Here is a 12,202-nt window from a genome sequence, read left to right as displayed (position 1 = left end):
GAAAATCGGCGCGCCCTACAGGCCCAGCACATCCATCATGTCATATTCGCCGGGCTTCTTGCCCTGGCCCCACAGTGCCGCGCGCAAGGCACCGCGCGCAAAGATCGCGCGATCGGTCGCAACGTGGCGCAGGATCACCCGCTCGCCGTCGGCGGCAAAGATCACGTCATGCTCGCCCACGATGTCGCCGCCGCGGATCGCCGAAAAACCGATCGTCCCCCGCGCCCGCGCGCCGGTGATCCCGTCGCGGCCCGAGACCTTCGCCTCGTCCAGCGCCACGCCCCGTCCTTCGGCCGCCGCGCGCCCCAGCATGAGCGCCGTGCCCGAAGGCGCGTCCACCTTCATCCGGTGATGTGCCTCGACCACCTCGACATCCCAATCCTCGTCCAGCGCAGCCGCGATCTTCTGGGTCAGCCGCACCAGCAGGTTCACGCCCAGCGACATGTTCCCCGCCCGCACGATCACCGCATGGCGGGCGGCGGCGGAGATCTTCTCAAGATCCGTGGGTTCCAACCCGGTCGTGCCGATCACATGCACCGCGCGAGCCTGCGCGGCCAGGGCGGCAAAGCCCACAGTGGCGGCAGGCGAGGTGAAATCCAGCACCGCCTGCGCCTTGGCAAAGGCCTCGACCGGGTCATCGGTCACCGGCACGCCATTGGCCGCCCCGCCCAGACATTCGCCCAGATCGCGCCCGATCCAAGGGTGGCCCGCCCGCTCGACACCCGCCACCAGCCGCGCCTTGTCACTCGCCGTCACCAACTCGGTCAGCATCCGGCCCATCCGGCCCGAAACACCCGTGATCACGATCCCTGGCAGCTCGCCCATCACCCGTCCCCCTGTCGCCTGTGCCCGCTTTAGCGCCCAATCCCCCCGCGCGAAACCCCGCCGTTGCGGGGCGGCGCGAAAACCACTATCTGCGGGATCATGTCCAACAAACGCTCTCCTTCGGGCCAAGGGCCCTCGCATCGCCAGCTGCGCGTCGGCGAATTGATCCGCCGCACCCTGTCTGACGTGCTGAACCGGGCCGAAATCCACGACCCCGAGCTGAACGCCATGTCGATCACCGTGGGCGAGGTCTCCTGCTCGCCCGATCTCAAGATCGCCACGGTCTATGTTATGCCGCTGATGGGGTCGGTTCCCGTGGATCAGGCCATCGCCGCACTGGCCCGCAACAAGGCGGAACTGCGCCACCGCGTCTCGCAGGGGCTGACGCTGAAATACGCGCCCGACCTGCGCTTCCGCCCCGACGAGACCTTCGACCGACTGGATGACACACGGCGCATGTTCTCTGACCCCGCCGTGGCGCGCGACCTTGCGCCCGATGAGGACGAAGATGGGGCAGCGGGCGGTTGAGATGCGGCCCTTTGCGACGCTGATCCTTCTGGCCGGGCTGGCCCTTGGCGCGCAGTCGGCAGCGGCCACGACCTGCCGCGACGACATGTTCGAGGGCGTGGCCTTCACCCTTTGCGAAGTGGGTGAAAAGGATGATCTGCGCCTGTTCCATTCCGGCTCGAGCGGCCCCTATGGCAGCTTCCGCGCCCTCGAAGATGCGCTCGAGGCCGAAGGCAAGACCCTGGGCTTCGCCATGAACGCGGGCATGTATCACCGCGACCTGTCGCCGGTAGGCCTGTTCATCGGCGAAGGCGTCGAGATCGCGCCCCTTGTCACCCGCGCCGGGCCCGGCAATTTCGGCCTTCTGCCCAACGGCGTCTTCTGCTGGGGCAAGGGCCAGTATCGCGTGATCGAAAGCCGCAGCTTCAAGGCCGAGGCGCCTGATTGCCGCTTTGCCACGCAAAGCGGCCCGATGCTGGTCATCAAGGGCAAGCTGCACCCGAAATTCCTGGCCACCAGCGACAGCGAATATATCCGCAATGGCGTGGGCGTGTCGAAAGACGGCAGCCGCGCCGTCTTCGCCATTTCGGGCGCGCCGGTGAATTTCCACCGCTTCGCCCGCTTCTTCCGCGACCATCTGGGCCTGTCCGACGCGCTTTATTTCGACGGCAATATCTCGCGCCTCTATGCCCCTGAACTGAACCGCCACGATGGTGGCTTTCCGATGGGGCCGATCGTCGGCACCGTGGTCGCGAAGGGCTGATCCGATGGGCCGCAGCCGCAAGGGGAACCCGGTCCATGGCTGGGTGGTGATCGACAAGCCTGCGGGCCTGGGCTCGACCGAGGTGGTCAGCCTGGTCCGCCGCGCCTTCAACGCGCAGAAGGCGGGTCATGCCGGCACGCTTGACCCCGACGCCACCGGCGTTCTGGCCGTGGCTTTGGGAGAGGCGACCAAAACCGTGCCGCTGATCGCCGAGGCGCTGAAATGCTATCGTTTCCGCGTGACCTTCGGCGCCACGACCAGCAGCGACGATGCCTCGGGCCAGGTTCTGGAAACCAGCGCCCTGCGCCCGACGCGCGACGCGATCCTTGCCGCCCTGCCCGCCTTTCGCGGCCAGATCAGCCAGATCCCGCCGCAGGTCTCGGCCGTCAAGGTCGATGGCGCCCGCGCCTATGATCTGGCCCGCGAGGGGGTGCAGATGGATCTTGCCGCCCGCCCCCTCTGGGTGGACCGGCTGGAGCTTCTGGACCAGCCCGATGCCGACCATGCCGATCTGGAAATGGTATGCGGCAAGGGCGGCTATGTCCGTTCCATCGCCCGCGATCTGGGGCGGGTGCTTGGCTGTCTGGGCCATGTGCAATGGCTGCGCCGCGAATGGTCCGGCCCCTTTCGCGCCGAGGATGCCGTGACGCCCGATGCGCTCCGTGCGCTGGCCGAAGCGGATCGGCAGGAGGAGGCGCTGCGGCCGCTGGAACTGGCGCTCGCGTCCCTGCCCGAGTTGCAGGCCACGCCGGAAGGGGCGGTCCGGCTGCGCAATGGCAATCCCGGTCAGGTTCTGGGCCATCTGCCCTATGGCGAGCCCGCCTGGGCCTCCTATCAGGGCCGCGCCGTCGCGGTCGGCAGCTATCAGGGCGGCGAATTGCACCCGAACCGCGTGTTCAACTGGTGATCCGGCGCAATCATCAGGCCGGGGACACCCGGTCCGAGGCGATTTACTCTTCCTGTCAGACCTATCGCTACGCGCTGACCCGCATCTGGCACAACGAAAGCCCTCGTATCGCCTTCATCATGCTCAACCCCTCGACGGCCAGCGAGCTTCGCAACGACCCCACCGTGGCCCGTTGCGAGGCCCGCGCCCGCGCTTCGGGCCAGGGCGGCTTCCGCGTCGTGAACCTGTTCGCCTTCCGCGCCACCGATCCGCGCGACCTCAAGGCGGCGCCGGATCCCTGCGGCCCCGATGCCGATGCAGCGCTGACCGAGGCCGCCCTCTGGGCCGATACGATCCTCTGCGCCTGGGGCAATCATGGCCAATACCGCCAGCGGGATATGCAGGCCCTGGCCCTGCTGCGCGCGGCGGGCAAGCCGCTGTTCCACCTTGGCCTCACTCTTCAGGGCCAGCCGCGCCACCCGCTTTACGTCGCCGCCGCCCAGGCCCTGCTGCGCTGGGATCACGCCGCCAGCAGCTGAACATCCGCAGGGTCGACCGAGCCATTCACCGTCGCCACCTCTGCCCCGTCCAGCAGGATGCGCGAGGCATCCTGGCCCTGGATCGGTTCCACGGTAAGATGCGGGTCGGAATGGGCCGCAGCATCATAGACCACGACGATCTGGTCCTCGCTGGCATCATAGTCATGGATCTGGGCCGGATCGCCGCCTTCGCCCAGCCATTGGCTCAGCGAGAACATGTCTTCCCCCGCCCCGCCAGCGGCATGATCCCCCGCGCCCAGCTCCATCACGTCATTGCCATCGCCGCCATTCAGGAAATCGGCCATGTCATCATCGCTTTCGGGGAAAAGGCCCGAAAGGCGATCGTCACCCGCATTGCCATCCAGCGTGTCCGCCCCTGCGCCGCCCCCCAGCGCGTCATTGCCCGCGCCGCCCGCCAGCCAGTCATCGCCCGCGCCGCCGTCCAGACTGTCCTCGCCCGTGCCGCCCAGCAGCGTATCCGCGCCCGCAGCTCCGTGCAGCGTATCGTCGCCCTCTTGGCCAGACAGTGAATCCTCGCCCGCCCCGCCCGCCAGCAGGTCATTGCCTGATCCGCCCGCGGCCATGTCATTCCCGTCGCCACCCGCCAGAGTGTCGTCGCCGTCGCCACCCCAAAGCCCGTCATCACCGTAGCCGCCATCGACCTGATCGTTGCCTGCGCGGGCATCCAGCAGATCATTGCCGGCGCCGCCCGCCATCAGGTCAGCATTGCCGCCGCCCGACAGCAGGTCATCGCCCGTGCCGCCCTGCACAGTCTCGGACGCGTCCGGCAGCGCCGGATCGTCGGAGGTGGCGATCCCGTCCCCGGTGCCATGGTCCGGGCCGTCAGCGCCATCATGGGCCAGAACCGGTGCGCCATCCGCGCCCGCCGTCGCCGGGTCGCCATCGTCATGCAGCAGATCGCCGCCGGTGCCGCCATCGCCGCCAGTGTCGGCCTCGTCCTCCTGCCCGTCTTCGGAACTGTCCTCCGATCCATTCCCTTGGGTCGAATTGAGAATCCCTTCGGCAATGACGCCCGCGAACACGGCCCCCAGAAGGCCCAGCAAACCCAGCATCCCTGTCCCTCACCCAAGCCCGCCGCACCCCTGCGGCACATGACGCGAAGTTCCGTTAACCATCAGAACTGAAATGAAAATCGAGAGAGCGACATAGCATGAACTGCCCCATCAAGCCAGTAAGGATACACGCTTAAATTGTAAGAAATGCCCCACGTCCGGGCGCCTTCGGCCCGTCGCGCCGACAAGCCTCTTCCCTTTGACGCCGATTCCCCCTATAGGCGCGCATCCGCCCTTATGGGGCGGTCAAGGGCCCTGCTGGACGACATCCCGGCTTGTGCCGTCTCTCGCAACCCCGAAAGGAGCCTCCGATGTCGATCACTGTCGAAGAAAAGACCCGCCTGATCAAGGAATACGCGACCAAGGAAGGCGACACCGGCTCGCCCGAAGTCCAGGTCGCCATCCTGTCGTCGCGCATCGCGACGCTGACCGAGCACTTCAAGGGTCACAAGAAGGACAACCACTCCCGCCGTGGTCTTCTGATGATGGTCGCCCAGCGCCGCAAGCTGCTGGACTATCTGAAGAAGAAGGACGAGGCCCGCTACACCTCGCTGATCGGCCGCCTGGGTCTGCGCCGCTAAGCGGACGCCACAGGTTTCAGGAAACGCCCGTGCCTGCCAAGGCGCGGGCGTTTTGCTTTGGTCAGCCCGCGGTGGCGACCGGCACCGCCTCGCGCGGCTCCAGCGTGTCGGGAGGCAGGGTGATCTGGATGCGCAGCGTGCCGCCTGTCAGTTCGCGCAGGATCTGCCCGCCCAGCCCCGACTGAAAGGCATTGCGCAGAAGCGTGCTGCCGAAACCGTCCAGCCCGCTGCCCTCGCCGGTGCCCGCCTCGCTCCACTCGATCTCCAGCCCGCCCTCCGGGCGCAATCGCCAGCCGACCGAGACACCCGCGCCACCTTCGGACAGGCCGCCATATTTCACCGCATTGGTCGCCAGTTCATGCAGGCCCAGCGCCAGATAGGTCACGGCCGAAGACCGGATCTGCACCGCCGGTCCGCCCGGCCCGCCGACCGGCGTGCCTTCTGCCCGATAGGGCTTCAGGATCGCGTTGATCAGGCCCGCCAGTTCCACCCCGGCCGATGCCTTGCCATCGTCCCGCGGCAAGGCCATGCGATGCGCCTCGGCCAAAGCCGACAGCCGGGCCGAAAGCCGTTCGGCCAGCGCGCGCGCCTCGCCCCCGGCCCCGCCGCCAGCCGTCTCGCGTAGGGAGAGGCGCACCATCCCGCTTGCGATGGCAAAGAGGTTGCGGACCCGATGGTCCAGCTCATGCGCGAGAAGCTCTCCCCGCGCCACCTCCTGCTTCAGCCGCAGCTCGCTTTCGATCATCGCGGCCAGATCGGCCAGCGCCGCCCGATCCTCGTCCGCCCAGGCATGCGGCTTGACGTCGATCGCACAGAACGAACCGATGACCGCGCCGTCCGGCGCATGGATCGGATGCCCCAGATAGGCGATCACGCCAAGGTCCGGCACGGCGCCATTGTCCTTGAGCAGCGGATGCGCCCGCGCATCCTCGACCTCAAGCGGGCGATTGGTGCTGACGACATATTGGCAGAAGGAATGGCTCAGCGGCGTCTCTTTGACGGAATCCAGCCCGCAGGCCGCCGTGAAAACCTGCCGTCGGTCATCCACCACCGAGAACAGCGAGACCGGCACCCCCAGCAGCCGGGTGGCAAGCCGGGCCGCCCGCTGCACGGCCGGCGCGCCCAGATCCTCGGCAAGGCCGGTCGCCGCCAGGCTCCTCAGCCGCGCCGGATCGCCAAGAATCCCGTCATGCCCACCGGGAACAGTGGCGGGAAAACTCTGCCCGCCGGGCTGCACCGCGCCGTCCCCAAGCCTGTCCTGCACTTGCCTTGCCCTCACGCGATCCAGGCGCAGAGACTAGTGCATTCCAAGATAGCCACAAGAGACGCGCCATCCAGCGCGCCGATGCGCGCGTGGCTCCGCCGAATCTCCACGCTTCCCATCCGGTGGGTTTTCCTGTATTGGCCCGGCCCATCTGCGACGTGACGCCCTTGGCCCCGGGCACATGCATCAGGATTGGGGCGGCGGCAATGGGGCCGCCAGACACGCGGGAACCGTCAGGGGACGGCAGCGCCCGCAAGAGGAAACCGTATGTTCAACATCACCAAGAAATCCATCCAGTGGGGCAATGAAACGCTCTCGCTGGAAACGGGGAAGGTTGCGCGTCAGGCCGATGGCTCGGTCATCGCAACGCTCGGCGAAACCCAGGTCATGGCCAACGTGACCTTCGCGAAATCCCCAAAGCCGGGTCAGGACTTCTTCCCCCTGACCGTGCATTATCAGGAAAAATACTATGCCGCGGGCAAGATCCCCGGCGGCTTCTTCAAGCGCGAGGCGCGGCCCTCGGAAAAGGAAACGCTGGTTTCCCGCCTGATCGACCGGCCCTGCCGCCCGCTGTTCGTGCCGGGCTTCAAGAATGAAGTCCTGGTCATGGCCACCGTCCTGTCCTGTGACCTGGTCAACGATCCCGACATCGTCGCCATGATCGCCGCCTCGGCCGCGCTGACCATCTCGGGCGTGCCCTTCATGGGCCCGATCGGCGCCGCGCGCGTCGGCTTTGTCGATGGCAAATATGTGCTGAACCCGGCCATGGACGACATGACCCAGCTTCGCACCAAGCCCGACCAGCGCCTTGACCTTGTCGTCGCCGGCACCAAGGACGCCGTGATGATGGTCGAGTCGGAAGCCTATGAGCTGACCGAAGAAGAAATGCTCGGCGCCGTGGTCTTCGGCCATGAACAGATGCAGCCGGTCATCGACCTGATCATCGACTTCGCCGAAACCGCCGCCAAGGAACCCTTCGACTACACGCCGCCCGACTATTCGGCGCTGTATGACAAGGTCAAGGCTGCGGGCGAGGCGCAGATGCGCGCCGCCTTCGCGCTGCGCGACAAGCAGGAACGCACCACCGCGATCGACGCCGCTGCCGACGCCATCGTCGCCGCGCTGTCGGACGAGGACAAGGCCGACGCCAACCTGGGTTCGGCGATCAAGAAGCTGGAATCGTCGATCCTGCGCGGCGATGTCGTCAAGAACGGCACCCGCATCGACGGCCGCGACACCAAGACCGTCCGCCCGATCTTCGTGGAAAACGGCGTCCTGCCGCGCACCCACGGCTCGGCGCTGTTCACCCGCGGCGAAACCCAGTCGCTCTGCGTCACCACGCTGGGCACCGGCGAGGATGAGCAGATCATCGATGCGCTGAACGGCAACAGCCGCTCGAACTTCCTGCTGCACTACAACTTCCCGCCCTATTCGGTCGGCGAAGTGGGTCGCGTGGGGTCGCCGGGCCGCCGCGAGATCGGCCATGGCAAGCTGGCCTGGCGCGCGCTTCAGGCGGTCCTGCCTGCGCCCACCGATTTCCCCTACACGGTCCGTATCGTGTCGGAAATCACCGAATCGAACGGTTCCTCCTCGATGGCCACCGTCTGCGGCGGCTCTCTGTCGATGATGGATGCGGGCGTGCCGCTGAAGGCGCCGGTCGCCGGTGTGGCCATGGGCCTGATCCTGGAAGATGACGGCTCCTACGCGGTCCTGACCGACATCCTGGGCGACGAGGATCACCTCGGCGACATGGACTTCAAGGTCGCGGGCACCGAAGCCGGCATCACCTCGCTGCAAATGGACATCAAGGTCGCGGGCATCACCCCGGCGATCATGAAGCAGGCGCTGGCCCAGGCCCGCGACGGCCGCATCCATATTCTCGGCGAGATGAACAAGGCCCTTTCGGCGCCGCAGGGCTTCTCGGCCTATGCGCCGAAGATCGAGACCATGCAGATCCCGACCGACAAGATCCGTGAAGTCATCGGTTCGGGCGGCAAGGTCATCCGCGAGATCGTCGAGGTCTCGGGCGCCAAGGTCGACATCAACGACGACGGCGTGATCAAGATCGCGTCTTCGGACGCGGCGGCGATCAAAAAGGCCTATGACATGATCTGGTCTATCGTGGCCGAGCCGGAAGAAGGCCATATCTACACCGGCAAGGTGGTGAAGCTGGTCGATTTCGGCGCCTTCGTGAACTTCTTCGGCAAGCGCGATGGTCTGGTGCATGTGTCGCAGATCGCGAACAAGCGCCTGAACCATCCGAATGAGCTGCTGAAGGAAGGTCAGGAAGTGAAGGTCAAGCTTCTGGGCTTCGACGAGCGCGGCAAGGTTCGCCTGGGCATGAAGATGGTCGACCAGGAAACCGGCGCCGAGATCGTGCCCGAGAAGAAGGAAAAGGAAGAGGCCGCCGAAGGCTGATCCTTCAGGGTCTTTCCCGCAACGCATTGCAAGGCCCCGGGCATCGCCCGGGGCCTTCTTTCTTCCGGCGCGCCGGGGCTTGCAGGCATTCCCCCATCCAGATATGTTATGTCATAACATTACAAATAGAGGATGCGATGCCCCGCCCCGACACCCGCCTTCCCGTCACCGTGCTGTCCGGCTTCCTGGGCGCCGGGAAGACGACGCTTCTGAACCACATCCTCAACAACCGCTCCGACCGCCGCGTTGCCGTGATCGTGAACGACATGTCCGAAGTGAACATCGACGCCGATCTGGTGCGCGAAGGCACCAGCCTGTCTCGCAGCGAGGAAAAGCTGGTCGAGATGTCGAATGGCTGCATCTGCTGCACCCTGCGCGGCGATCTGCTGGACCAGGTCCGCAGCCTCGCGGACGAAGGCCGCTTCGACTATCTTCTGATCGAGTCCACCGGCATCGCGGAACCCCTGTCCGTCGCCGCAACCTTCGATTTCCGCGACGAAGCCGGCGACAGCCTGTCCGATGTGGCCCGGCTGGATTGCATGGTCACGGTCGTCGATGCGATCAACCTCCTGGGCGATTTCTCCAGCCATGATTTCCTGGCCGATCGCGGCGAAACCGCGGGCGAGGCCGACGATCGCGCATTGGTCACTCTGCTGACCGAGCAGATCGAATTCGCCGATATCGTCCTGCTGAACAAGATCACCGATGCCGGGGCAGACCGCGCCGATGCCGCGCGCAAGATCATCAAGGCGCTGAACCCCGAGGCACGGCTGATCGAGACGGATCACGCCCGCATTGCGCCCGAGGCGATCTTCGACACCGGCCTCTTCGATTTCAACCGCGCGGCAACCCATCCGCTCTGGGCCAAGGAACTGTACGGTTTCGCAGAGCATATCCCCGAAAACGAGGAATATGGCATCGCCTCCTTCACCTATCGCGCCAGGTCGCCCTTTCACCCGGCCCGGCTGCATCGGGTGCTGAATGGCCCCCTGCCCGGCGTGATCCGTGCCAAGGGGCATTTCTGGTTGGCGACCCGCCCAGATTGGGCCGCCGAGTTCTCGCTGGCCGGGGCGGTCTCATCGGTCGCGCCGCTGGGCCGCTGGTGGGCCGGCGTGCCGCAGGACCGCTGGCCCACCCACCCCGAAGCCCGCCACGAGCTCGACGCCAAATGGCAGGCGCCCTGGGGCGACCGGCGGCAAGAGCTGGTCTTCATCGGCCACGGCATGGACGAACCCGCGATCCGTGCCGCGCTGGACGCAGCCCTGCTTCCCGCGACAGGATTCACCCCCGCCGCCTGGCAGGCGCTGGCTGACCCTTTCCCGCTTTGGCAATACCGCAACGCATGACCGGGAATCTCCGTTCCGCCAAGGCCCGGACCCGGCCCGGAGATCCGATGCGCGCCCATGACGCCCTTCCGGCGCCCCTGCGCCAATGGGCCGCGCAGGCGGTGCTGCCCTGGAGCGCCCGCAGCCTGCGCCGGGCCTGGACCCGCGCCCTCCGCGCGACCGGCTGTCCGCGCGCCGCGCTCCTGCGCCTGTCCGCCGCCGAGGCCGCCACACTTGCCAGCGAGGGACCGCGCATCTGGGGCCGCGGCCATCCATACTTTTCCGCATTGCCCGAATGACCAGCCCGCCGCTATCCTGCCGCAAAAAGAGACAGGTATGCTCGAGGATTTCGGCGACGAGGCCGCAGAGACAGAGGACGGGGCTGACGGCCCCGCCGTATCCGATGCCTTCGCGCTGCAACGCCAGCGCGCCGCCGATCTTGGCGGCTTCATGCTGGAACTGGACAATCACGTCCTCACCTTCCTGCCCGGCCAGGGCAAACGGCTGGTCGTCAGCTTCGACAATCTGGCCGCCGTGCGGGAAACCGAGGATCGCATCATCTGGGGTCAGAAATTCCTGCAGGCCCAGGGCCACGATATCCTGGGCCTGCAAGTCAAGCGCCGCGACTGGTTTCGCGACCGCCAGATCATCGACGCCCTGACCGGCCTCAGGGATGCGGGCTTCTTCCGTGCCTATCCCGCCGTGTCGATGTTTGGCTCTTCCATGGGCGGCTTCGGCGCGCTGGCCTTCGCGCCGCTCGCCCCCGGCTGCACGGTCATGGCTTTTGCCCCCCAGCGCAGCCTTACCGCCAGCCTCTGCCCCTATGAGACGCGCTACCGCCATGCCCGCCTGAACACCGACTGGTCGCTGCCCTATGGCGATGCGGCCCAGGGCCTGTGCGCTGCAAGCCGCGTCTATATCGCCTATGATCCGACCCAGCCCGAAGACCGCGCCCATGCCGCCGCGCTCGAGGCGCCCAATGTCACCTTCCTGCCGATGCGCCATATGGGCCACAAGCTGCCGCCCGCCCTGCTGAAGATGGGTCTTCTGAAAACGATCTCGCAAGCCGCCTTCGAAGCGCGGCTCGAGCTGCCGGACTTTGCCCGGATGATGCGCGCCCGGCGCGAGTCAACGCCCTGGCGGGCCGATTTCCTGGCCCGCTGTCTTGCGCGGGGCCATTACCGGCTCGGCCTTTCTTTGGCCGAAAAGATGATGGCGGACCGTCCGCATTGGAAGATCCGCCACCAGAAGAAGGAACTGGCCGCCGCGCTTGCGGCGGCAGCCTGACGGCGCGCCGATCAGACCGGGCGCTTGGCGAAGCGCAGATAGGGCAGCTTGACGTCCAGCTCGCCGAATTTTTCCTTGGCCTGTTCGTTGTTCAACGAAAGCGCCACGATCACGTCCTGGCCCGGCACCCAGTTCGCGGGCGTTGCGATCGGCACGCCATCGGTGGCCTGCACCGCATCCAGCGCCCGCAGGATTTCCGCGAAGTTGCGGCCCACCGACATCGGATAGGTCATGGTCAGGCGCACTTTCTTGTCCGGCCCGATGATATAGACCGTCCGCACGGTGGCAGTATGCGCGGGCGCGCGACCCTCGGTCGGCAGGTAATATTCGGCGGGCAGCATGTCATAGGCCTTCGCCACCGTCAGCGAGGTATCGTCGATGATCGGGAAATCCGCCGGGCTGCCCGCGAAAGCCTCGATGTCGCGCTTCCACTTGCCATGATCCTCGACCGAATCGACCGAGACGCCGATCACCTTGGTCTTGCGCTTGGCGAACTCGCCCGCCAGCTGCGCCACCGCGCCGAATTCCGTGGTGCAGACCGGGGTAAAGTCGCGCGGATGGCTGAAGATGATCGCATAGCTGTCGCCCAGCCAGTCGTGGAACCGGATCTTTCCGGCCGTCGAATCGGCGGTGAAATCGGGGGCGATGTCATTGATACGCACCGACATGAGGATCTCCTTCTCAGGTTGCGGCACCAGACATAGCCCTAGAAGGAAACGGTTTCATCCCCCCGC

Annotated in this window: 13 protein-coding genes; 9 read left to right on the top strand and 4 right to left on the bottom strand. The window is 66.5% G+C overall.

Annotation, left to right across the window (positions count from 1 at the left end):
- Positions 1–15 precede the first annotated feature (15 nt).
- The gene (dapB, locus tag ACED67_RS05755) at positions 16–825 is read right to left on the bottom strand and encodes a 4-hydroxy-tetrahydrodipicolinate reductase (protein WP_395540619.1); all 810 of its coding nucleotides are present in this window, start codon (positions 823–825) and stop codon (positions 16–18) included.
- Positions 826–924: 99 nt separating this feature from the next.
- Here dapB and rbfA point away from each other — a divergent pair, with 99 nt between their 5' ends.
- The 4 genes from rbfA to ACED67_RS05735 are packed head-to-tail and all read left to right on the top strand — an operon-like array spanning position 925 to position 3,520.
- Positions 925–1,353 carry a 30S ribosome-binding factor RbfA gene (gene rbfA / locus ACED67_RS05750; RefSeq protein WP_395540618.1) on the top strand — a complete coding sequence of 143 codons (429 nt, stop codon included), beginning with the start codon at positions 925–927 and terminating at the stop codon, positions 1,351–1,353.
- A 1-nt stretch (position 1,354) separates the two neighbouring features.
- The gene (locus ACED67_RS05745) at positions 1,355–2,095 is read left to right on the top strand and encodes a phosphodiester glycosidase family protein (RefSeq protein ID WP_395540617.1); all 741 of its coding nucleotides are present in this window, start codon (positions 1,355–1,357) and stop codon (positions 2,093–2,095) included.
- 4 nt (positions 2,096–2,099) lie between these two features.
- Positions 2,100–3,002 (top strand): tRNA pseudouridine(55) synthase TruB, encoded by a 903-nt coding sequence (truB, locus tag ACED67_RS05740; RefSeq protein ID WP_395540616.1) that lies wholly within the window; start codon positions 2,100–2,102, stop codon positions 3,000–3,002.
- The gene (locus ACED67_RS05735) at positions 2,999–3,520 is read left to right on the top strand and encodes a DUF1643 domain-containing protein (RefSeq protein WP_395540615.1); all 522 of its coding nucleotides are present in this window, start codon (positions 2,999–3,001) and stop codon (positions 3,518–3,520) included. Before truB ends, ACED67_RS05735 begins: the two co-directional genes overlap by 4 nt.
- On the opposite strand, the gene ACED67_RS05730 is transcribed toward ACED67_RS05735, so the two are convergent.
- Positions 3,502–4,593, bottom strand: a complete 1,092-nt coding sequence (locus ACED67_RS05730; protein ID WP_395540614.1) for a calcium-binding protein — start codon at positions 4,591–4,593, stop codon at positions 3,502–3,504. The genes ACED67_RS05735 and ACED67_RS05730 overlap by 19 nt on opposite strands.
- Positions 4,594–4,904: 311 nt before the next feature.
- Between ACED67_RS05730 and rpsO the strand changes: the two genes are divergently transcribed.
- Positions 4,905–5,174, top strand: coding sequence for a 30S ribosomal protein S15 (gene rpsO / locus ACED67_RS05725; protein ID WP_395540613.1), 270 nt, complete (start codon positions 4,905–4,907; stop codon positions 5,172–5,174).
- A 61-nt stretch (positions 5,175–5,235) separates the two neighbouring features.
- On the opposite strand, the gene ACED67_RS05720 is transcribed toward rpsO, so the two are convergent.
- The gene (locus ACED67_RS05720) at positions 5,236–6,438 is read right to left on the bottom strand and encodes a GAF domain-containing protein (protein ID WP_395540612.1); all 1,203 of its coding nucleotides are present in this window, start codon (positions 6,436–6,438) and stop codon (positions 5,236–5,238) included.
- A 267-nt stretch (positions 6,439–6,705) separates the two neighbouring features.
- On the opposite strand from ACED67_RS05720, the gene pnp reads away from it, so the two are divergent.
- From pnp to ACED67_RS05700, 4 genes are all read left to right on the top strand, one after another.
- On the top strand, positions 6,706–8,856 hold the full coding sequence (gene pnp / locus ACED67_RS05715; protein ID WP_395540611.1) for a polyribonucleotide nucleotidyltransferase: 2,151 nt from the start codon (positions 6,706–6,708) through the stop codon (positions 8,854–8,856).
- 137 nt (positions 8,857–8,993) lie between these two features.
- A complete protein-coding gene (locus ACED67_RS05710; protein ID WP_395540610.1) occupies positions 8,994–10,202 on the top strand; it encodes a GTP-binding protein in 1,209 nt (402 codons plus the stop codon).
- On the top strand, positions 10,199–10,480 hold the full coding sequence (locus tag ACED67_RS05705) for a DUF6525 family protein (protein WP_395540609.1): 282 nt from the start codon (positions 10,199–10,201) through the stop codon (positions 10,478–10,480). Before ACED67_RS05710 ends, ACED67_RS05705 begins: the two co-directional genes overlap by 4 nt.
- Positions 10,481–10,517: 37 nt before the next feature.
- Positions 10,518–11,468 carry a hypothetical protein gene (locus ACED67_RS05700; protein ID WP_395540608.1) on the top strand — a complete coding sequence of 317 codons (951 nt, stop codon included), beginning with the start codon at positions 10,518–10,520 and terminating at the stop codon, positions 11,466–11,468.
- 11 nt (positions 11,469–11,479) lie between these two features.
- Here ACED67_RS05700 and ACED67_RS05695 read toward each other — a convergent pair whose 3' ends face one another.
- Positions 11,480–12,136 (bottom strand): peroxiredoxin, encoded by a 657-nt coding sequence (locus tag ACED67_RS05695; RefSeq protein ID WP_395540607.1) that lies wholly within the window; start codon positions 12,134–12,136, stop codon positions 11,480–11,482.
- Positions 12,137–12,202 lie beyond the last annotated feature (66 nt).

It is taken from the genome of Neotabrizicola paludis (assembly GCF_044142105.1).
Taxonomy (GTDB): Bacteria; Pseudomonadota; Alphaproteobacteria; order Rhodobacterales; family Rhodobacteraceae; genus Pseudogemmobacter.
This window is presented reverse-complemented; position numbering and strand designations above follow the sequence as displayed.